This is a genomic window from Roseibium aggregatum (genome assembly GCF_014692675.1).
In the GTDB taxonomy this organism is placed as follows: domain Bacteria; phylum Pseudomonadota; class Alphaproteobacteria; order Rhizobiales; family Stappiaceae; genus Roseibium; species Roseibium aggregatum_C.
In genome coordinates this window covers 64,922-85,184 of record NZ_JABFCZ010000017.1, presented here as the reverse complement: position 1 = coordinate 85,184, position 20,263 = coordinate 64,922, and the positions used below count along the sequence as shown (strand labels likewise).

The window sequence follows — 20,263 nt, the reverse complement described above, 5'->3', positions numbered from 1 at the left end:
GATATGGAACTTCCCGGTAATCTTTTCGAAACGTGAGGGTTACGATCGTCGCTTGCGTTCGGCCTCGTCCCAGGCGGTCAGGGCCTGGTAGTCGGGCACGAAGCCCAGGCCTTTCGTCGCGTCCGACGAAATTGCGCCCTGGGACGTTAAGACGTCGATCACGGCGGGCGCATTGGCAAGTGCGCGCGAAATGGCTTCCTTGAGATCGGCGGGATCCTCGACCCGTTCACCATGAGCACCCAGGGCACGAGCCATTGCGGCATAATCGCTGTGTCGCAGGGTCGTTCCAACGACCCTGCCCCCGTAATTCACCTCCTGGTCGTAGCGTTCGATGTTCCAGGCGGCATTATTGGAGATGATGAAAACCGCCCTGGCCCCATGGCGCACCGCCGTGTCGATTTCCATCGCGTTGATGCCGTAGGCTCCATCGCCGTTGACAGAGATAACCTGCCGCTCAGGAAAGGCGAGAGCGGCTGCGACGGCGAAAGGAACCCCGACCCCGAGACATCCGAAGGCGCCTGCGTCCATGTAGGTTCGCGCTTCCAGTCCGACCCGGGCAAAGCTCAGCAGATCGCCGCCATCTGCAATGGCGATGTAGTCGGGATCCGCCGTGCTTCGCAACGCCTCGAAGATCGCCATGGGATGAATCTTGCCGTCGGACCCACGCTCCGGAACCGGAGTTTCCCGTCCCCTGGCGATCCGTTCGCGATGCTTCTCGCGCAACCCGTCGATCCATGCTGCATCGCGTGTTCCTGTATCATTACCCAATGCGTCCGTGAGCGCATCCAGGGCGAGATCCACCGCGGCGAGGATCTCGGGATCCCCCCGCCTATTATCGACGAGTTCTCCGGCTGTATCGGCGATGCGGATGAAGCGTGCGTCGGGAAAGACCGCAGGAGAGCCGAAGCCGAGCTGATAGTCGAGCTTTCGTCCCAACGTGATGACAAGATCGGCCTGGGCCATGGCAGCCGCGCGAACGGCGCCGACCACCGAGAGATGTCCGGGCGGCACGAGCCCCCGGCTTTCCTGGGTATCGAGATAAAGCGCGTCTGTCGCATCCAGGAAGCGAACCAGCTCCGTGCTTGTGCCGCGTGCGCCCCGGCCACTGACGACCAGTGGACGTTTGGCGGCCCGGATCGCCTCGACCGCTTCCGCGACCCGCTCGGCCTCGGGCATCGGACGGCGGCGGAATTTGGGTGCAATCCAGTCCTGCGGTATCAGGTTTGCCCCGACCCGCGAGCGCAACACGTCGGTCGGCACCTCGATATAGGAGGGGCCGGGTTCATCCAGGTCTCCTTCAGCCCGGGCAATAGCCTCGTCAAGCTCACGAATGACCTGTTCGGGCACCCGCGCGGTGCGACAATATCGCGACACGGGTTTCAGGATTTCGACATGGGGGATGTCCTGCAACGGACCCATGTTGGCCTGCGGGCGCGATGTACATCCGCCGATCAGCAGCAGGGGAACGCGCGCGAGGGAGGCATTGGCGACACCGGTCACGCAGTTCGTGACACCCGGCCCGGCCGTCACCATCGCGACGCCCAGTTGCCCGGTCAGTTCGCCATGGGCATGCGCCATGTGCACGGCCGCGCCTTCGTCGCGGACATCGATGATCTGTATTCCCTTTCGCGCCAGGTGGTCCCAGATCGGCTGGATATGTCCGCCCTGCAACCCGAAGACCCTGTCGACACCGCGCGTCTTCAGCACATGGGCGATCCAGGCTGCAACGCTGTCCTCGTCGCGGTTCAAGTCCTGCACGTCGGTCATTTCATTCTCTCCTCGGGAAAGGGGTCCGCGGCGCGCGGGTCAGTGCGCGTGTTCAGCCAGCATGTCCCGCAGGACACGGTGAAGGATCTTGCCGGTCTGGTTCCGCGGCATCTCATCGGGTGTCAGGAAGATCACGGCACGCGGCCGCTTGTAGCCGGCCAGGCGATCGCGCGACCATGCGATCAGCTCCTCCGCCGTGAGCGTGGAGCCGTCGCGCCGGACCACGGCGGCTGCGACCAGCTCGCCCCATTTGTCGTCCGGCCGCCCCACCACCGCGACATCCTTGACCTCGGGGTGCCCGGCCAGGACCGCCTCGACCTCGGTCGGATAGACGTTCTCGCCGCCGGTAATAATCATGTTCTTCTTGCGGTCGATCAGGCGGATGTATCCTTCGGCGTCCCTGAGCGCCATGTCGCCTACGGTCATGAAGTCGCCCCGGAATGCCTCGGCCGTCTTTTCGGGCAGGTTCCAGTAGCCTTCAAAACAATAGGGCCCGCAGGAAAAGAGTTCGCCCGGCGTGCCGTCTGCAACCTCGTTGCCGTCATCGTCCAGCAGACGGATCGGCATGGAGCCCACGATCTCGCGTCCGACAGTGCCGAGATGATCGAACTGCTCATCGGGATGCAGCATCGTCACCCATCCGGCCTCCGTCGATCCGTAAAGCTCGAAGAGCCCGGAATTCGGAAACATCTCCATGACCGCACGCTTGGTTTCGGCCCGCGCCGGCGCCGACGAGATCATGAGTTTCTCGACCCGGTCGAAACCGGCCGCGCCACGGTCGACCTCCGGAACATCCAGCAGCATCATGAAATGGGTCGGTGTGAGCGAAGAGAAGGTGACGCCCTTTTCGCCGATCGTCCTCAGGCAAAGCGCAGGATCGAAATTGGCGCGCGAAAAGACGGTGACCGTCGCGCCGATGCAGAGAAAGGCGGTAAAGAAGTTGAGCGAATTTGCATGACACATCGGCATGACCAGGAGCGCATCGTCACGCCGCTTCAACCCGAGTTCCACTTCGGTCATCAGCGCCAGCATCGCCATGCCGCGGTGACTGCGGATCGCTCCCTTGGGATTTCCGGTCGTGCCCGAAGTGTACATGAGGCACCAGGTATCGTCCGGGGAAACGTCCGTGCCGGGTTCCCCTTGCCCACCGGTTGCAATCACGGCTTCGTAAGACCGCCAACCGGCCTTTTGCCTGTCGCTGATCAGGATGTAGCAATCGCCTGGCACAGCCAGATCATCGCGGATCCCCTCCACGAGGTCGCACAGGGCCTCTTCGGCGATGACGGCACGAACAGCGCAGTCGGTGCAGATGTAACGCGCTTCGGGCCCGGTCAGACGGAAATTGACCGGAACCGCGATCAGGCCGGCCTTTGCAACGGCAACGTAGATTTCGGCCCACTCGACCCGGTTGTAGGCAAAGACCGCGACCCGGTCGCCCTTGGACAACCCCAGGCCCAGCAATCCGTTGGCCAGTCGGCATGCCCGGCCATTCCATTCCCGGAAAGTCATCTGCCGTTCGAGATCGCGCGCGCCGATGCGATCCGGTTGCACGCGCGCCTGTGCGGCCAGCATCTGGCCGGCTGTCAAAACGCCTCCCATGGTCACCGCCCTCCCTAAGCGGTTTTCGCCTGCTGCTCGGCAAGCGCGTCATAAAGGGTCTTCGACGCTTCCAGATCATGATCGACCGCAAGCTGCTCGGCGCGGTCGGGATCGCCCTGAACGATCGCCTCCAGGATTTCAGCGTGTTGCCGCCATATTTCCCTGGGAAGCTTCGCATGGCGCAGAACTTCCCCCATCGCGCGGCGCAGAAACCGCCAATGCGGTTCCGCCGTGCGCGCGACCAGGGCGTTCCCGGAAAAATCGTAGACCAGCGCATGCAGCGCCTCGTCGTGATCAATCTGCGCGGCGACATCGTTGTTGGCGACGGCGGCCTTTCCCGATTCCAGGATGGACTTTCCGCGCGCCTCAATTGCCCTGGCTGCCTCCGGCGAGCTGCGAACCTGCTCGGCCGCCATTCGTGCGGCAAGTCCGTCGAGCACCGCGCGGATCTCGTAGTGCTGGCGCATGAGATCGAGATCGAGCGCTGTGACATAGAGACCGCGGCGGCCGATCTCCTCGACAAGGCCATCCGCTTTCAGCAGCGTCATGGCCTGCTGCACCGGCTGGCGCGACACGCCCAAACGCGCCGCAACCTGTTCCTGGACCAGGTGCGCGCCCTCCGGAAGGGCGCCGCTGCAGATCTCGTCCACGATCACCTTGTAGACCTGTTCGGTCAGGCTCGGTTGTGCAGGTAGTATTTTCATGATGCTCATTTCTGAATTCCGAACTCTGAATTCAGTATTCAAAAATAGCCGTCGAGTCAAGAAAGGATAGTCACGAAGGTCGCGAAGGAACATCGGCCACGGCAGCGGCGCTCAGGTCGTAATATTGTTCCGGGTCGTTATCTCCGGCGACCCAAAGCCGCGGCGCGGGGAAGCCTCCCGCGCCGCGTATGATTTGTACCGAACTGCCTAGGCGGCGAGGTCGAACAACAGGAACTCCGACGTTTCCCCGGCGACGAGGTCAAGCGGCCCTGTATCCAGGATGCCGAGGCCGTCGCCGGCCTGAAGCGTCTGGCCGTTGGCGGTCAGTCGGCCCTTGACCATCTGCACCCAGACCTTGCGGCCCGGCCGGATGTCGAAGGTCAGCGACTTGTTCGCCGTCAGCACGGACCCGTAGAGATCCACGTCCTGGTGGATCGTGACCGACCCGTCACGGGCGTCGCGGGACCCCAGCAGCCGTAGCGCATCGGTCCGCTCCACCTGCGGGAACGTCTTCTGCTCGTAGCCGGGTTCCAGTCCGTCCCGCTCAGGCACGATCCAGATCTGCAGGAAGTGGACGAGGTCGTCATCGGAGTGATTGTACTCGCTGTGCGTAACCCCGGTTCCGGCAGTCATGCGCTGCAGTTCGTCCGGACGGATCACCGAGCCGGTGCCAAGGGAATCCTTGTGCTCCAAGGCACCCGAGATGACATAGGAGATGATTTCCATGTTCCTGTGCGGATGAGTTCCGAAGCCTGCCGACGGTTCCACGCGGTCCTCGTTGATCACGCGCAGTGCGCCGAAGCCGATGTGATCCGGATCGTAGTAGGAGCCGAAGGAAAACGAGTGCCTGCTTTTCAGCCAGCCGAAATCGGCGGCACCGCGGGCGGCGGACGGACGAAGTATCTGGTTCATGGGCTCAATTCCTTTCCAATCGTAAGGGGCGGCTGATGCGGCACCCCGCTGTTGGGTCTCAAATTGGTTGTATTTCCCAGAGAAACAATTTCGATAATTGTTGACGTTAAGGACATGAAAAGTGAACAATCTTCCTCCCGTTGCCGATCGAATAAAGCACGAATGAGGACCGGCCTCCCGAAGGGAGCAAGACATAAGCCGGAAAGGAAATCATGCTTTTCCGGCCAAGGTCCGGGGCGCTTACGGCCACATAACGCCAGACCATTCCGGCTTGATACAAGGTGACGGTGCGTCTAGTCTTTTTATACTCTGCGCTACGCCATTTGTTATTTCGATTGTTGCCTGACCGGTAGCGCGCCGCAGATTTTGGAGTGACATATGGCATCCATGAGCCGCGAGACCGCCAGTCACATTCCCACCGTCACCGAGCCGCCGAGCCGGGCCGAATTTCTTGAAAATCATGTTCATCCGGAACGGCCGCTGCTGATCAAGGGGCTGGCGAAGGACTGGCCCGCGCGGGAGAAATGGTCCCTGGACCGGCTAAGGGCAGACCTGCACAACCACCCCAAGGTGAAGGATCGAGGGGTCTTCTTCGTCAGTAAAAAGCCGGTCCTTCAAGACGATATCGTCATGCCGGATTTTCTGGAGGGGATCCTGAAGTCGGATGATGTGATGCCCGACTCCATCGCCTGGCGCTTCTGGATCAACAAGAAGCACAACAAGACGGTGTTCCACTACGACACCAATGCGGAGAACGTGATCACCGTTCAGGTGAAGGGGTGCAAGGAATGGGTCCTGGTCTCGCCCGACACGCCGCTGCCGTCCTATCCCTTCACCAATTTCACCCTGCTGAAGGACGAGGCGAAGCTGTTGCGCAACAAGGAGGCCTACACGTTCGACCTGGAGGAGGGCGACCTGCTTTACGTGCCACCGCTCTGGTTCCACCGCGCGGTCGCCAAGGAAGAGGTAAACATCAACATCAACTGGACCTTCACCAAGAAGGCAACCTCGGTGGTGACCCGGGAGTTCCGCCGGGAAACGGAGCGCTGCGACCTGCTGCACACGTTCAAGACCAGCAAGTCGGCGCTGGTCCGGGGCGCTTACGGCATGGCGATCAAGGCGCTGCCGAACGTGGGCGGCATCGGCTGGGGGCTGAAGTCCTTCGTTGCCTCCCCCTATAGGCCCAGCCGCACTGCCCTCACCGGCCGCTTCTTCAAGGAGCTCTTCCAGATCCCCGGCACGCTGATGACCCTTCCCGCTGTACGGGCGACGCTGAAGAAGGTCGACAAGACCTGACGGCCCGGTCCGGGCGGCATGCGTCAACCGACTGTCCCACTTGAAGAAAAGGGGTTTGTGACCGGTCGCGGCGTCCTGTAACGTCCCGGACAGGGGAGTTGCGGATTGATGACGATTGCGGGCGACGGGGCGAACAGGCAGGCGCGGGATTTCCGCTATGCCGGTTTCATCAGCTACAGCCAGAAGGACAAGGCCTGGGCGAAGCGCATTCACCGGGCGCTGGAACGCTACCGGCTGCCCGCCGGCCTGCCCGAGGAAAAGCGGAAACGCAACCGGCTCGGCCGTTTCTTTCGCGACGACGACGAACTGGCGGGCGCGCCCAGCCTGGGAGCGGCGCTCGAAGGGGCGATCGACGACGCAGGCGCGCTGATCGTCATCTGCAGCCCGAATGCGGCGCAGTCCAAATGGGTCGATGCGGAAGTGCGCCGGTTCAAGCAGCGCGGACCGTCGGCCCGCGTCTTCGCGGTGATCGTCGCCGGCCGGCCGGACGCGGATAATCCGGACGAGCAATGTTTCCCGCCCTCGCTGCTCAGCCGGGTCGACGCGGACGGCAACCTGACCGGCGAGCCGGACGAACCGCTGGCGCCCGATGCCACCAAGGAAGGCTTCCCCCGTCTCGTCACCCGCCTTGCCGCCGGCCTGATCGGGGTCGGCTTCGACGCGCTCTGGCAGCGGGAACGGCGCCGCCGGCTCAGGCAGAAGATCGTGGCGGGCGTCGCGGCCGTCGCGCTGATTGCCGGAAGCGCCACCGGATATGTGCTGGTGCGGGATGCGAAGCAGCGCGAGCTGCGCTCGGAGTCCCTTGCGCTGGCCGGCGCGGCGCAGACCGCCCTCGACGAAGGCCGCCTTCAGGACGCCTTGAGCGCACTTCGGACCGCCCTGCCCGCCGATCTCGACCATCCGGACCGTCCGGTCGTGCCCCAGGCGCTGACCGCCCTGAGGCGCGCGCTTGCGGACAGCACGGCAGACGGCGTGCTCGCCCGGTTCGAGGAGCCGGTGCGCGCGCTGCGCATGACCGGCAAAAGGCGGCTTGCCGTCTTCCTCGACAGCGGCGCCATCGTCACGGTCGATCCCGATACCGGCGCCAAAGCCGGCACCCTTGCCGCCGACAGGCGCTACCGGCCGCTTGGCACCTCCGGGCTGGTCTATACGGTTGCAAACGACGAACACCAGCTTGCCGACGGCACCTGGACCATCGACAACTCGGCCGTGGTTGCCGATCCGGACACAGGCAAGACCCTGAAGACCGTCGCCGCCACCGGTAACGACTGGTGGTTCAAGGATGCCGTCTCTCCGGACGGCAGCCGGGTGCTGGCCTCCGCCACCCAATCCGGATCGCACAAGCCGACGGAACTCGCCGTCTTCGCGCTACAAGCGGACGGCAACGATGGGGCGGGGCCGCAATCGGTCGTGGATGTGCCCACTCTCGATACGGATGTCCATCTCTCCGCCGCCTTCGGCGACGACGACACGGTGTTCCTGTCCTGGGGCGACAAGCGCAAGACGCTTGCCGTCTGGAACACGGGCGAGCACGAGCCACGCATTCTGGTCGAGCCGGACGACACGCCCGGATGCGGTGAATCCGGACCCGTCGACGAGGACCGGCAGGACAGTGTGGTGCTCTCGCCGGACCGCAAGCTGGTGACCCATACGAGGCATCTTGCCGACGATACCCTGTGTGTCAGGATCTGGGACGGGCGCACGGGAGATCCGGTCTCCGAACAGGTGCTGACGGAGGCGCGCGCCTCGACCGTGATGGCGCTGACCCCGGAACTCCTCGCGCTTTCGAAAGACCACCACAGCATGTTTTCCGACGCCGAACTGCGCTCCGCGGACGGCGCGCGCTGGCCCGTGAAGGGCTGCGGCAGCCCTCTTTCGGGCAGCCTGACGCTTGAGGCGAGCCTTGATCGATGGATCACCGATCAGGCGACCCGCATCTCTGCCTGCGTTTCGGGCGACGCCATCACCGTGCTCGCCGGACCGGCCTGGCAGCCCGCCGGTTCCTATCGCGGTCACGCCAACGAGGTGGCCGCGCTCTGGCTGGACGGGCCGGACCGGCAGCTGTGGTCGGGCGGTGCGGACGGCACGGTCCGGCGCTGGACGATCCCGCAGGGTTCGCCGCTCAAGGAAGATCTCCAGCCGGTCACGCCCGCCGTCGCCGGCGGACCTCATGTGGCCGCGCTGTTCAGACAAGGGGACGGCGGCCTCATTCTGCAGGCCTTCGATGGCGCAGGCACCGCCGTCTCGCCGCGCATTCCCTTCCGCCCCGCGCCCGTGCCGGAGGGAACCACCGCGCCGCGCCGCAACGTTGCGCCGGTGCTCCTTGCGGGCGGACAAACGGTCGGGATTGCCGAGGCGTTCGACTGCGGTTTTCTGGCGTGTCCGGACGGCCTGCAGAACCGGCTGACGCTGTGGCGCGTCAAGGACGGCAGCTCCCTGCTCCAGGTCGACGGCATGGCGCCCGGCGGGTTTCTCAAGCAGATCCCGGTCGCGCTGCATCTGGCGGGCGATCAGGCGCTGTTGCGGCTGAGAGACGGAACGGCCCGGATCGTCGACCTTTCCAATGGGTCGGTCCGCGCCACCATCACGCCGCCGGACGGGTCCTATATCCGCGATGCCGCCTTTGCCCACGGCCACTGGTGGCTGGTGCAGGACGACAGCCCGCAAGACCCGGATAAACGCAATGTGGAGCTTCTGCGGCTCCCGGAAAGCCTGAGCGCCAAAACCCTTTCAAACGGGGATCTGAAAACCGTCGACCGGCGGCTGTCGCAGGACGGCACGCTCTATGCCGCGCCGGACGGCAGCGCGCTGATGATCGCCCACCGCTACAGCAACGGCGGCGCGCAGACAGCGCTTTCCGTCGTTGCCGCCGACGGCACGCTCGCGGCCACCGCCGACCTGCCCGAAGCCGCCTATGCCATCGAAGACGTCACCTTTCCGGCCACAAGTGGGGAAACCGGCACCGCCGCCCTCCTGTTCGGAGATGCCGCGCCGCCGATGCTGATGGATCTCGCGTCCGGAGCCCTGACGCCGCTTGCAAGCGCACAAGCCGGGTCCGCCCACGACACATGGCGGGTCGAGGACCCGCTGCGGCGCGCCTTCGTCAGCACCGACAACAGCCGGCTGTCCATCCTTGCCTACGCCAAGACGGACCCAGGCGCGCTCTGCCCGAGCCTCGACGGCACGGCCGCCGACGCCGCCGCCTTCAACGGCGACGGCAGCCGTCTTGCCGTGGCCGACGGAGACGGCCAGGTGAAGATCTTCGACATCGAAACCTGCACGGTGGAGCGCACGGCCTCCGTCTGGGCCAGCGGCCTCAAACCCCTCGCCTTCGCCGCCGACGGCACCTTGTGGATCCGCGACTCCGACGGCCCCTTCCGCCTCGTGCCTCCGCCGCCGGCCGATGCGGAGCTGCTTCAGCGGCTGCGGAGGATTGGCGGGACGATGCAGGGCCCGGGCAAGGGCGCGGGTGAAGGCTGAATTGCGGACAGGTTCGGGCGCCGTTGCGTTGACGATGCTCCGGAGACCGTCGTCGCCGATCGCGCGAGTTCAGCCTATTTTTTGAATTTCGTACCCTAAAGTTCCCACGAATGCTCCGCGACGCCTTTCAGCCAGATCAGGACGCCGGTTGCGATAATGCCGTCGCCTGTAGCCGGCGTCAGAAATATCGGATCATGGCTCATGGCGGATGCCTGCCCCACGCAAAAGAGAACGATTCCGATTACCGTGGCTACCATGCCGGCCATGAGTGTCACTTCGCCTTCGCGCAGAGGTGTGATCGGTCTTTTCATCTGCATTCTCCCTTTGCCGCGGCCCGCGTGAGGTGCATCGGACGTCCCGTATGCATCGATGAAGCGAAATGGTTATGCTTGCCACGTTCCCCTTCAATATTGTGCTTGAGTGCTGCCGCGGTGTTGAGGGTCTCGTCTCTCGCTCCATAGACGAGCGTCACCGCCCCCTCCTCCAGCAGGCGGAGGAGCCGCGACACAAGCGAACGTTTGTCCGCCAGTTCCCGGAAATAGGATTTGCGAAAGCCGTCCCATTTCGCCGGATCATGGTTGAACGAGCGCCGGAGATTTGCGCTTGGGGCAATGTCTTTCGACCATTCGGCAATCCGCAACCGGTCGCGCGTCATTCCTCTGGGCCACACGCGGTCGACCAGGATGCGCGTTCCCTCCGAGGTCCGTGGAGCGCGGCAGACGCGTTTGATACGCAGCGCGTTCATGTCGACCTCTCCCGGCATTCGTGGCCCAGGATCATCCAGTCAAACGGAACATCGTGCGGCTGCGGAAAGATCGTCTTGATTTCTGCCGCAGGATGACCAACCCCGATCGTCAGGGGTTTCACCGGCAGGGCGGCCAGGGTGCGGTCGTAGAAGCCGCCGCCATACCCCAGGCGATAACCTGCGCGATCTGCGCCGACCACGGGCGAAATCACGATCGCGGGAGATATTTCGCCCCCATCGGCCGGGATCGGGATATTCCACACGCCCCGTTCCATCCGGCATCCGGGGTGCCATTCCCGGAACTGGAGGGGGCGCCCCATTTCGACGACGACGGGCAACGCCACACGGGCGCCGCGCTTGCACAGGTCCGCCATCCACGGGCGGAGATCAAGCTCTCCCCGGAACGGCCAATAGAGGCCGATGACGGGACGGGAAAACTGCGCAACGAAGCCGTCCAGCACAGCGACGACCGCCTGTGCGGTCGAACGGCGCTCCTCGACCGGAACGGAAAGACGAGCAGCGATGAGGCGCTCGCGCTCCGCCTTTCGCCAGCGCGCGACGTCGGACGCGGTCTGCGAATCGACGGGCTCAAAACCGTTCCATCCCCCGTCGATCTCGTGGGCGAAGCAGGGCGGTGATGCGTAAGTGGGATCGCTCATGGTCTCCTCTCCCGTCTTGGACCGGAAAACCGGAACAGGCCGGCAGCGCCCCATTCTTCCGCATGTCATTCAATTGAAAAAGCAAATTTTAATGCGATAATATATCGGAAAATTCGATGGATGTCGGATCGATGAATGTAGAACATGCCCGAACCTTTCTTGCGGTCGCCGACACGGGCAGTTTCGTCGCTGCCGCGGAACGGCTGCACATCACGCAGTCAACCGTCAGCGCCCGGATTGCCGCGCTGGAGACAACGCTCGGAGCCCGGGTCTTCGTACGTAACAGGTCCGGTGCGGTCCTGACCAATTCCGGCAGGCGTTTCCTGGGATATGCAGGGCAACTCGTCCGCACGCTGGAGCGCGCACGCCAGGATATCGGGCTTCCGAAACAGTTCCGCGCGAGGATCGTGATCGGTGCGAGAATGGGGCTGTGGGACGGCGCCATGATTGACTGGTTCGCGTCCTTGGCACGCGATTATCCCGCCGTCTCGTTTCGCGCCGAGATCGGCTTCGAGCCGGACCTGATGCAGGGACTGATCGACGGCAGGATCGACATCGGCCTGATGTACACGCCGCAGCGGCGCCCGAACCTCTCCGTTATTCCGTTTCTTACGGAGCGGCTTGTGATGGTCACCTCCGACCGCGATCTCGATATGCGGCCAGAAGCCTATATCCATGTGGATTGGGGACCGGAATTCGACACCCAGTTCAGCGCAAGCTTTCCGGAGTTTCCCGGGCCGGCCGTCACGGTCAACATAGGCTGGCTGGGCTTGCAATGCCTGGAGAAGAACGGCGGATGCGGCTATTTTCCGGAACGCCTCGTGCGAAGCCGCATTTCCGAAGGCGCGTTGTTTGTTCTCCCGGATGCCCCCGTCTTCGAATTGCCGGCGTGGGTGCTCATCAGGGAAGATCGAAACAAATCGCTGGTCGATGCCATGGTCGACGGCCTGAGGGGGGCTGTCTCCTGATCCGGAGGAACGCCATTGCGGCCGAAGCGATGGACGCCTTTTCGAGCGTGTTCGACAACCACACCCTGGCGGATCCGGTTCGCATCCCGGCGGCGCCAACAACATTGACTGAGAACAGCGGCCACAGCTCGCAGCGAGGAGGAAGCTCGTCTTGGCGGAACCTCGCCGGTCGCCGGTGCCTGCTTCCAAGACCCCTCACAACCTCTCTCTGTTTCCTCAAAGCGGAAGTTGATCGGAGAGATCTCCAAAATCGGCGCCGGGCCGATACCTGCCATGATGCAGAGCGCCCAAAGACTTATCAAACCGCGCAAAAAAGCAGGCATGCGCTGGACGCGCGTGAGCGACGAAACAAAATTGATTTTAAGGGAAAATCTCTCCCGCAGGAGAGGAAGGAGATGGTGGAGCCAAGGGGAGTCGAACCCCTGACCTCTACAATGCCATTGTAGCGCTCTCCCAACTGAGCTATGGCCCCGTTTCTCCATGAGCCGGCTTGGGTTTCCGGCGTCGATGCGGGCGGAACATAGTCGCGCCGCCCGCATTGATCAAGCAGAATTTCAAAGGATTTCAAATTCGCCTTGTGGAAAAGGCCTCCGGCGAAATTATCCCTTGAAAGTCAGTCTCTTAAGCTTCGCGGTCGTCGTCGCGCTCGACGCGGATGCCGGGAACGCTGTCCTCGTCCTCATCCTCGTCGTCGATGAAGACGTCGTCGTCGGTGCTGTCGTCGTCGGAAAGTTCGACTTCCTCGTCGTCGTCGAGATCCGGCACTTCGTCGCCGCCCTCGGCTTCGGCGTCCGCCTCTTCCAGGGTTACGATTTCCGGCGCGTCCTCGTCCTCTTCATCCTCTTCCTCGACGACCTCAGCCGCCTTGGCCGCCTTGGCGGAGCGGGACACCATCACGATTTCGAAGATCGTGCCGCATTTCGGACAGGTGATCGGGTCCCGGTTCAGGTCGTAGTATTTCGCGCCGCAGCTTGGGCACAGCCGCTTTGTGCCAAGTTCAGGTTTTGCCACTGTGCTAACCCTTCGTCTTCTTGAATAGTCGGCGCCCCATAGCTCTGTTGCGCCCCGGTGTCAAAGGCAAATCAATCCATTTGCCAGCCTCACCCATTGTTCTGCACGAGACGAGACAAATTTCAAGGAGTGAGGCGGATGACGAATGCCGATCCACATGATAGGGAGATGCTCCCTTAAAAAAGCGCATAATCGGGAACCCGCAATGTCCCACGGTTCAACACCGCATCCTCTCACCGCAGGCCAGGCCGGGCCTCTTGCCGGCACGATCCGCGTTCCCGGCGACAAGTCGATTTCCCACCGCGCCCTGATGTTCGGCGCGCTCGCGGTCGGCCGCACGACGGTGACGGGCCTGCTTGAGTCGGAAGACGTGCTGGCAACGGCAAACGCCATGCGCGCCGTCGGCGCCACCATCGAGAAGCAGGCCGACGGCAGCTACACCATCGACGGCATCGGCCTCGGCAGCCTGCTGGAGCCGGAAAGCGTGATCGATTTCGGCAATGCGGGCACGGGCGTGCGCCTCACGATGGGCATCCTCGGCACCCATGACATCGCCGCCACCTTCGTCGGCGATGCGTCGCTCTCCAAGCGGCCCATGGGCCGGGTGTTCGATCCGCTGCGCCAGATGGGCACCAACGTGATCGCGCGCTCCGGCGACCGCCTGCCCGCCTCCATCCGGGGCGCGCGCCAGCCGCTGCCGATCACCTACCGGGTGCCGGTGCCCTCCGCCCAGGTGAAGTCCGCGGTGCTCCTGGCCGGCCTCAACGCGCCGGGCGAGACCACGGTGATCGAGCCGATCGCGACCCGCGACCATACGGAAAAGATGCTGGCCGGTTTCGGCGCGGAGATATCCGTGACCCTGAACGAGGCCGGCGAGCGGGTGATCAGGTTGAAGGGCCAGCCGGAGCTCAAGCCCCAGGATCTGGAAGTGCCGGGCGACCCGTCGTCGGCCGCCTTTCCGATCGTCGCCGCCCTGATCGTGCCGGGTTCCGACGTGACGGTGGAAAACATCCTGCTCAACGAGCACCGCACCGGCCTGATCACCACGCTGATCGAAATGGGCGCGGATATCGAAATCCTCAACGAACGCAGCGCCGGGGGTGAGCGGGTCGGCGACATCCATGTGCGTCATTCGAAGCTCAAGGGCATCACCGTTCCGCCGAACCGCGCGCCGTCGATGATCGACGAGTATCCGGTGCTGGCCGTGGCCGCCGCCTTTGCCGAAGGCGACACCCACATGCCCGGCGTTGAAGAACTGCGGGTCAAGGAATCCGACCGGCTGGCGGCCGTCGCCCGCGGGCTGGAGGCGAACGGCATCCCCTGTATCGAGGCCGAGGACGCGCTGACCGTCAAGGGCGGCGCCAACGCGATCGGCGGCGGCACGGTGGTGACCCATCTCGACCACCGCATCGCCATGTCGTTCCTGGTGCTGGGGCTTGCCAGCGGCAAACCGGTGACCGTGGACGACGGCGCGGTGATCGCCACCAGCTTCCCGACCTTCACCAGCCTGTTTGCAGAGCTGGGCGCGACCATTTCCGGGTCGGAAAGCGAGGCGGCATGATTATCGCGATCGACGGACCGGCCGCTTCCGGAAAAGGCACACTCGCCCGCCGCCTTGCCGATCACTTCGGCCTGCGCCACCTGGACACCGGCCTGACCTACCGGGCGGTGGCCGCGGCCCTGCTTGCCAAGGGGCTGCCGCTCGGCGACGAGAAGATCGCGGTGGAAATGGCGCGCCATCTGGATCTGGCCAACATGGACAAGTCCGTGCTGTCGGCCCACGAGATCGGCGAGGCCGCCTCCCGCGTGGCAACGCTTGCCGCCTTGCGCACGGAGCTGGTGAAGCTGCAGCAGCGCTTCGCCGCAGCGCCTCCGGGCGCCGTTCTCGACGGCCGGGACATCGGCACAGTGGTCTGTCCGAACGCCACGGTGAAGCTGTTCGTCACCGCCTCTCCTGAGGCGCGGGCGCGGCGGCGGACCGACGAACTGCTGTCGAAAGGCGAGCAGGCGGACTACAAGTCCATTCTGGAAGATCTGAAGCGCCGCGACGCGCGCGACAGCCAGCGCACGGTGGCGCCGATGAAGCAGGCCCGCGATGCGCACTTGCTTGATACGACAGAAATGGATATAGAGACCGCGTTCCAGGCGGCTGTGGATATCGTTACGCAGGCCTGCGACGCGTAAGCGCCCATCATATGACCGGGTGTGCGGGGTTCACCGTCAGGTGCGCCCCCTTTCGTGTTAGGTCGGTATCGCCGGGTTTTCCGGTCTTCATTACCCCAGGAACGCTATTCGGCAAGGCATGACACATGCCTTGAGACGAGACCGGATTTTCCGTCTCTCGCCCCGCCGGCCCATCCCGCGCAAAAGCTTTAAGGGATGGCAGGACGTGAAATCGCGTCCCGGGGGTCTGAGGATCCGGAGTGCAACACAAACCCGCCGGCGGCCTGCCAGGAATGGCATCAGGAGTTTCAATGTCTGAACTTAATCCCTCCACCGAGGATTTTGCGGCTCTTCTCGAAGAGTCCTTCACCCAGAACGACATGTACGAAGGTGCGGTCGTCAAGGGGACCGTTGTCGCAATCGAAAAAGACCTCGCCGTCATCGACGTCGGCCTGAAGGTCGAAGGCCGCGTGCCGCTGAAGGAATTCGGCGCCAAGGGCCGCGACGGCGAAATGAAAGTCGGCGACGAAGTCGAGGTTTATCTTGAGCGCGTCGAAAACGCGCTCGGCGAAGCCGTGCTGTCGCGCGAAAAAGCCCGCCGCGAAGAAAGCTGGGTTCGCCTGGAAGTCGCCTTCGAAGCGAACGAAAAGGTTACCGGCCAGATCTTCAACCAGGTCAAGGGCGGCTTCACCGTCGATCTCGACGGCGCCGTGGCCTTCCTGCCGCGCTCCCAGGTCGATATCCGTCCGGTGCGCGACGTGACCCCGCTGATGCACACTCCGCAGCCGTTCCAGATCCTGAAGATGGACAAGCGCCGCGGCAACATCGTGGTCTCCCGCCGGGTCGTTCTGGAAGAAACCCGCGCCGAACAGCGTTCGGAACTGGTCCAGAGCCTGGAAGAAGGCCAGACCGTGGAAGGCGTGGTCAAGAACATCACCGACTACGGTGCGTTCGTGGACCTCGGCGGCATCGACGGCCTGCTGCACGTCACCGACATCGCGTGGCGCCGCATCAACCATCCGTCGGAAGTTCTGTCCATCGGCCAGACCGTCAAGGTGCAGATCATCCGTGTCAACCAGGACACGCACCGCATCAGCCTTGGCATGAAGCAGCTTGAAACCGATCCGTGGGACGGCATCGAAGCCAAGTACCCGCTCGGCGCCAAGTTCACCGGCCGCGTGACCAACATCACCGACTACGGCGCATTCGTCGAACTGGAGCCGGGCATCGAAGGCCTGATCCACGTGTCGGAAATGTCCTGGACCAAGAAGAACGTCCATCCGGGCAAGATCGTTTCCACCTCCCAGGAAGTGGAAGTGATGATCCTGGAAGTGGACCCGGTCAAGCGCCGGATCTCGCTCGGCCTCAAGCAGTGCCTGCAGAATCCGTGGGAAGCTTTCGCAGAGCAGTTCCCGGTCGGCACCGAAGTCGAGGGCGAAGTCAAGAACAAGACCGAATTCGGCCTGTTCATCGGTCTCGAAGGCGATGTCGACGGCATGGTGCACCTGTCCGACCTGGACTGGAACCGTCCGGGCGAGCAGGTCATCGAGGAATACAAGAAGGGCGACATGGTCAAGGCCGTGGTGCTCGATGTGGACGTCGAGAAGGAACGTATCTCCCTCGGCATCAAGCAGGTTGGCGGCGATCCGATGGAATCCGCTGCTGCCGGCGACATCCGCAAGAATGCCGTCGTCACCTGTGAGGTGATCGAGGTCAAGGACGGCGGTCTGGAAGTCAAGATCGCAGACAGCGACCTGACGGCCTTCATCCGCCGCGCGGACCTGTCCCGCGACCGTGCCGAACAGCGTCCGGAACGGTTCGCCGTCGGCGACAAGTTCGACGCCCGCATCACCCAGTTCGACAAGAAGACCCGCCGCGTGTCCGCGTCCATCAAGGCGCTGGAAATCGCGGAAGAGAAGGAAGCAGTCGCTCAGTACGGCTCCTCCGACTCCGGCGCGTCCCTCGGCGACATCCTGGGTGCCGCCCTCAAGAAGGCCGGCGACGGCGACGAGGAATAAGACCGGCCCAGCCGATCTTTATACCGACATCGAAAAGCCCGGCGGCAACGCCGGGCTTTTTTGTTGACCCATACCCAACCCGTTTTCCTGAAGCAGGGCAGTTGCGTCAGGCAAGGCTCAGCTTCCTTTCTCCATGGGCCAGGACATTCGCACATTTCATTTCCGCTTCAGCCGAACCGGGTGGAGCGGGGTGTGAACCATCCCGACTTTCGGGAAATTATGGCGAGATGGATTGGATCACCCGGGCTTCGCCGTGTGATGACGCAGCGTGTGTAGATAAGCCTTGCCATTCCCCCGTGTCATTGCACGGCGAAGTCCGGGCAATCCACTCGCATCGATCAAACGGCAAGGAGGTCGAAGTGTGCAAGCGGCACGGCATTTTAGCGCATCGGCGGTCGGGTGGCCTTTACGCCGCCGCTTCGCCGCGATAGGAAAGGCGCCGATATGTATACATGGCGTGCTGCAGACGGCAGCCGCGGCAATGGAGGAAATACATGACCAAGCCTGTCACCGGAGCCCCGTATCGTGCCGATCACGTCGGCAGCCTGTTGCGCTCCGACGCCGTCAAGGCGGCCCGCAAGGGATATTTCGAAGACAAGACCGTGACGGCCGAGGAACTGAAGGCCGCCGAGGACAAGGCCATCGTCGACGTGATCAGGATGCAGGAAGAGGTCGGCCTAAAGGCGGTGACCGACGGCGAGATCCGCCGCTCCTTCTGGCACTATGATTTCATGGGCGGCCTGACCGGCCTCGATCTGGAAGAGCGGGACGAAGGCGTCCAGTTCGCCGGCGTCAAGCTGCGCCCGATCTTCCCGACGATCACCTCCAAGCTCGACTTCCCGGACGACCACCCGATGATCGAGCACTACAAGTTCGTCGCCGAAAACACCAAGGTGCAGCCGAAGATCTCCATTCCCGGCCCGTCCTGCTGCCATTTCCGCACCGATCCGAAGGACATCGCGCCGGCCGAATACAAGGACCTCGACGTCCTGTTCGCCGACCTGGCCAAGACCTATGCCAAGGCGGTCAAGGCGTTCTATGCGGCCGGCTGCCGCTACCTGCAGATGGACGACATCTTCTTCGCCTATCTGTGCGACCCGAAGCACCGTGCCGCCAAACAGGAACTCGGCCAGGATCCGGACATGCTGATCGAAAAGTATGCCTGGACCATGAACGAGGCGATCAAGGACCGTCCGGCAGACATGAAGATCGGCATGCACCTGTGCCGCGGCAACTTCGTCTCCACCCACGCGGCCGAAGGGGCCTATGACCTGGCCGCCGACGCCATCTTCAACAAGACCGGCATCGACATCTACTTCATGGAGTACGACACGGAACGTGCCGGCTCGCTCGAGCCGCTGCGTCTGCTGCCGAAGGGCGACAAGCGCGTCCTGCCGGGCTTCATCACCACCAAGACGCCGGAACTGGAAAGCCTCGACGACCTGAAGAAGAAGTTCGAGGAAGCCTCCAAGTACTGCGACATCAACCAGCTCGGCATCGCGCCGCAGTGCGGCTTCTCCTCCACGGAAGAGGGCAACAAGGTCACCATGGACGACCAGCGCCGCAAGCTGGAACTGGTGGTCAAGACCGCCGAAGCCATCTGGGGCGGCGTCGACAAGTAAGCGGCCCGAACCGGCAGAAATGCGAAAGGGCGGTCTTCGGGCCGCCCTTCTGACTCATGACAATTCTTCAAACTCTCCATCGTCATTGCCCGGCGAAGTCCGGGCAATCTACTCGCCCGGCCGTTTGTCGGAGCGATTGCGAAAGAAAGAAGACATGTTTCTTTCCCCTCTTCCCCGACCTGTGGTGAGGTGGATTGGATCACCCGGACTTCGCCGTGTGATGACGGCCTGAGCGTGGGCCAAGGCGGTGCCCGCCCCGACTTCTATCCGCTTGCGTGCATGACCGTCTTCATGGAACAGTCCGAAGAGCCATGACACCTGCCACAATCAGCATTTGCGACATTGACGAGGTGGTGCGCCGGGAGGCGGACGAGGCGCAGAAGAAAACAGAGGATACCTGGTATTGGGGGCCGGTCGGCAACCAGCAGGCCCATGCGGTTCACTGCGCCGTCGCGATCATCAAGCAGCATCTCGACGAGAACGGCATGGTCGCGCTTGACCCCTGCCTGGAGGCGCTCAGGCGGCAGCGGCAATCCTTCATGGACGGCAGCTACGACACGGATGGCTACGCGGCGGCGACCGTGTGGGCGATCCTGCAGCCGCTGGAGGCCTGCGCCAGCGGGACCGCCGGGTCCGGCAAAACCCGGCTGGGCAGGCTCCTGCAAAGACGGAAGGCCCGGCAGATCCTGTCCTCCGCACCCTGGGCCGGTTAGGGCCCGAAAGTCTAAATGTGGACCGTTCCGGGCCGCCTTTGACATTTCGCCCACAGCCGTTACGCTTGACATGCGCCAAGAGAACCTGCGCCACACGCGCGGCCTCGCACACTCACCGTCCCCAAAACTACCAGACAGAATTGAGAGACACGCGATGACCGAAGTCAAAGCGGGTGATACCGTATCCATTCACTACAAGGGCACGCTGGACGACGGCTCCGTTTTCGACAGTTCCGAAGGCCGCGATCCGCTGAAGTTCACGGTCGGCACCGGACAGATCATTCCCGGCCTCGACAACGCCATTCCAGGCATGAAGGTCGGTGACGAGAAAACCGTTCACGTTCCCGCCGACAAGGCCTATGGACCGGTTCAGCCCCAGGCCCGCCAGCCGGTGCCGCGCGACCAGTTCCCGCCGGAAATTCCCCTCGAGGTCGGCCGGCAGCTGCAGGTCCAGACCCAGGACGGCCAGACGCTGCAGGTGGTCATTGCCGAGGTCGGCGACGACAACGTCATCCTGGACGCGAACCATCCGCTCGCCGGCAAGGACCTGACCTTTGCGATCTCGCTGGTCGGTATCGACTAGAAGCATGACAAGCAGGCGCACAG

General features: G+C 63.5%; 17 protein-coding genes and 1 tRNA gene. 9 read left to right on the top strand and 9 right to left on the bottom strand.

Annotated features, from left to right (window positions below; translation table 11 throughout):
- Positions 1-39 precede the first annotated feature (39 nt).
- From HK439_RS15940 to HK439_RS15925, 4 genes are all read right to left on the bottom strand, one after another.
- Positions 40-1,767 (bottom strand): thiamine pyrophosphate-binding protein, encoded by a 1,728-nt coding sequence (locus tag HK439_RS15940; protein ID WP_190292520.1) that lies wholly within the window; start codon positions 1,765-1,767, stop codon positions 40-42.
- Between the two features lie 39 nt (positions 1,768-1,806).
- The gene (locus HK439_RS15935; RefSeq protein ID WP_190292519.1) at positions 1,807-3,366 is read right to left on the bottom strand and encodes a class I adenylate-forming enzyme family protein; all 1,560 of its coding nucleotides are present in this window, start codon (positions 3,364-3,366) and stop codon (positions 1,807-1,809) included.
- A 14-nt stretch (positions 3,367-3,380) separates the two neighbouring features.
- Positions 3,381-4,079: a GntR family transcriptional regulator gene (locus HK439_RS15930; RefSeq protein ID WP_190292518.1), complete on the bottom strand. Its 699-nt coding sequence runs from the start codon at positions 4,077-4,079 to the stop codon at positions 3,381-3,383.
- Between the two features lie 198 nt (positions 4,080-4,277).
- Positions 4,278-4,982 carry a pirin family protein gene (locus HK439_RS15925; RefSeq protein WP_190292517.1) on the bottom strand — a complete coding sequence of 235 codons (705 nt, stop codon included), beginning with the start codon at positions 4,980-4,982 and terminating at the stop codon, positions 4,278-4,280.
- Positions 4,983-5,360: 378 nt separating this feature from the next.
- Here HK439_RS15925 and HK439_RS15920 point away from each other — a divergent pair, with 378 nt between their 5' ends.
- Together HK439_RS15920 and HK439_RS15915 are read left to right on the top strand one after the other, a co-directional pair.
- On the top strand, positions 5,361-6,278 hold the full coding sequence (locus tag HK439_RS15920; RefSeq protein ID WP_190292516.1) for a cupin-like domain-containing protein: 918 nt from the start codon (positions 5,361-5,363) through the stop codon (positions 6,276-6,278).
- A gap of 108 nt (positions 6,279-6,386) precedes the next feature.
- Complete coding sequence (locus HK439_RS15915; protein ID WP_190292515.1) at positions 6,387-9,758, top strand: TIR domain-containing protein; 3,372 nt, start codon at positions 6,387-6,389, stop codon at positions 9,756-9,758.
- Positions 9,759-9,853: 95 nt separating this feature from the next.
- Here the strand turns inward: HK439_RS15915 and HK439_RS15910 are convergent, their stop codons facing one another.
- The 3 genes from HK439_RS15910 to HK439_RS15900 are packed head-to-tail and all read right to left on the bottom strand — an operon-like array spanning position 9,854 to position 11,162.
- A complete protein-coding gene (locus tag HK439_RS15910) occupies positions 9,854-10,069 on the bottom strand; it encodes a hypothetical protein (protein WP_190292514.1) in 216 nt (71 codons plus the stop codon).
- The gene (locus HK439_RS15905) at positions 10,066-10,503 is read right to left on the bottom strand and encodes a DUF488 domain-containing protein (RefSeq protein ID WP_190292513.1); all 438 of its coding nucleotides are present in this window, start codon (positions 10,501-10,503) and stop codon (positions 10,066-10,068) included. Before HK439_RS15905 ends, HK439_RS15910 begins: the two co-directional genes overlap by 4 nt.
- Positions 10,500-11,162 (bottom strand): 5-formyltetrahydrofolate cyclo-ligase, encoded by a 663-nt coding sequence (locus HK439_RS15900; RefSeq protein WP_190292512.1) that lies wholly within the window; start codon positions 11,160-11,162, stop codon positions 10,500-10,502. The genes HK439_RS15905 and HK439_RS15900 overlap by 4 nt, the downstream gene beginning before the upstream one ends.
- A 131-nt stretch (positions 11,163-11,293) precedes the next feature.
- Here HK439_RS15900 and HK439_RS15895 point away from each other — a divergent pair, with 131 nt between their 5' ends.
- Positions 11,294-12,130 carry a LysR family transcriptional regulator gene (locus tag HK439_RS15895; RefSeq protein ID WP_190292511.1) on the top strand — a complete coding sequence of 279 codons (837 nt, stop codon included), beginning with the start codon at positions 11,294-11,296 and terminating at the stop codon, positions 12,128-12,130.
- A gap of 396 nt (positions 12,131-12,526) precedes the next feature.
- Here HK439_RS15895 and HK439_RS15890 read toward each other — a convergent pair.
- Together HK439_RS15890 and HK439_RS15885 are read right to left on the bottom strand one after the other, a co-directional pair.
- A tRNA-Ala gene (locus HK439_RS15890) sits at positions 12,527-12,602 on the bottom strand.
- 149 nt (positions 12,603-12,751) lie between these two features.
- Positions 12,752-13,141: a TIGR02300 family protein gene (locus HK439_RS15885; protein WP_190292510.1), complete on the bottom strand. Its 390-nt coding sequence runs from the start codon at positions 13,139-13,141 to the stop codon at positions 12,752-12,754.
- 205 nt (positions 13,142-13,346) lie between these two features.
- On the opposite strand from HK439_RS15885, the gene aroA reads away from it, so the two are divergent.
- The 6 genes from aroA (at position 13,347) to HK439_RS15855 (ending at position 20,240) form a co-directional block, all read left to right on the top strand.
- Positions 13,347-14,702, top strand: a complete 1,356-nt coding sequence (gene aroA / locus HK439_RS15880) for a 3-phosphoshikimate 1-carboxyvinyltransferase (protein ID WP_190292509.1) — start codon at positions 13,347-13,349, stop codon at positions 14,700-14,702.
- Entirely contained in the window at positions 14,699-15,325 is a 627-nt protein-coding gene (gene cmk, locus HK439_RS15875; RefSeq protein ID WP_190292508.1) for a (d)CMP kinase, read from the top strand. The genes aroA and cmk overlap by 4 nt, the downstream gene beginning before the upstream one ends.
- Before the next feature lie 290 nt (positions 15,326-15,615).
- The gene (gene rpsA / locus HK439_RS15870) at positions 15,616-17,322 is read left to right on the top strand and encodes a 30S ribosomal protein S1 (RefSeq protein ID WP_190292507.1); all 1,707 of its coding nucleotides are present in this window, start codon (positions 15,616-15,618) and stop codon (positions 17,320-17,322) included.
- A gap of 494 nt (positions 17,323-17,816) precedes the next feature.
- Positions 17,817-18,944 (top strand): 5-methyltetrahydropteroyltriglutamate--homocysteine S-methyltransferase, encoded by a 1,128-nt coding sequence (locus HK439_RS15865; protein ID WP_190292506.1) that lies wholly within the window; start codon positions 17,817-17,819, stop codon positions 18,942-18,944.
- Positions 18,945-19,255: 311 nt separating this feature from the next.
- The gene (locus tag HK439_RS15860) at positions 19,256-19,657 is read left to right on the top strand and encodes a hypothetical protein (protein ID WP_190292505.1); all 402 of its coding nucleotides are present in this window, start codon (positions 19,256-19,258) and stop codon (positions 19,655-19,657) included.
- A gap of 154 nt (positions 19,658-19,811) precedes the next feature.
- The gene (locus tag HK439_RS15855; protein ID WP_190292504.1) at positions 19,812-20,240 is read left to right on the top strand and encodes an FKBP-type peptidyl-prolyl cis-trans isomerase; all 429 of its coding nucleotides are present in this window, start codon (positions 19,812-19,814) and stop codon (positions 20,238-20,240) included.
- Positions 20,241-20,263: the final 23 nt, after the last annotated feature.

Excerpts from the sequence above, each read along its gene's own strand:
- HK439_RS15940 (WP_190292520.1), bottom strand. The coding sequence starts at position 1,767 with ATGACCGACGTGCAGGACTTGAACCGCGACGAGGACAGCGTTGCAGCC.
- HK439_RS15935 (WP_190292519.1), bottom strand. The coding sequence starts at position 3,366 with ATGGGAGGCGTTTTGACAGCCGGCCAGATGCTGGCCGCACAGGCGCGC.
- HK439_RS15930 (WP_190292518.1), bottom strand. The coding sequence starts at position 4,079 with ATGAGCATCATGAAAATACTACCTGCACAACCGAGCCTGACCGAACAG.
- HK439_RS15925 (WP_190292517.1), bottom strand. The coding sequence starts at position 4,982 with ATGAACCAGATACTTCGTCCGTCCGCCGCCCGCGGTGCCGCCGATTTC.
- HK439_RS15920 (WP_190292516.1), top strand. The coding sequence starts at position 5,361 with ATGGCATCCATGAGCCGCGAGACCGCCAGTCACATTCCCACCGTCACC.
- HK439_RS15915 (WP_190292515.1), top strand. The coding sequence starts at position 6,387 with ATGACGATTGCGGGCGACGGGGCGAACAGGCAGGCGCGGGATTTCCGC.
- HK439_RS15910 (WP_190292514.1), bottom strand. The coding sequence starts at position 10,069 with ATGAAAAGACCGATCACACCTCTGCGCGAAGGCGAAGTGACACTCATG.
- HK439_RS15905 (WP_190292513.1), bottom strand. The coding sequence starts at position 10,503 with ATGAACGCGCTGCGTATCAAACGCGTCTGCCGCGCTCCACGGACCTCG.
- HK439_RS15900 (WP_190292512.1), bottom strand. The coding sequence starts at position 11,162 with ATGAGCGATCCCACTTACGCATCACCGCCCTGCTTCGCCCACGAGATC.
- HK439_RS15895 (WP_190292511.1), top strand. The coding sequence starts at position 11,294 with ATGAATGTAGAACATGCCCGAACCTTTCTTGCGGTCGCCGACACGGGC.
- aroA (WP_190292509.1), top strand. The coding sequence starts at position 13,347 with ATGTCCCACGGTTCAACACCGCATCCTCTCACCGCAGGCCAGGCCGGG.
- cmk (WP_190292508.1), top strand. The coding sequence starts at position 14,699 with ATGATTATCGCGATCGACGGACCGGCCGCTTCCGGAAAAGGCACACTC.
- rpsA (WP_190292507.1), top strand. The coding sequence starts at position 15,616 with ATGTCTGAACTTAATCCCTCCACCGAGGATTTTGCGGCTCTTCTCGAA.
- HK439_RS15865 (WP_190292506.1), top strand. The coding sequence starts at position 17,817 with ATGACCAAGCCTGTCACCGGAGCCCCGTATCGTGCCGATCACGTCGGC.
- HK439_RS15860 (WP_190292505.1), top strand. The coding sequence starts at position 19,256 with ATGACACCTGCCACAATCAGCATTTGCGACATTGACGAGGTGGTGCGC.
- HK439_RS15855 (WP_190292504.1), top strand. The coding sequence starts at position 19,812 with ATGACCGAAGTCAAAGCGGGTGATACCGTATCCATTCACTACAAGGGC.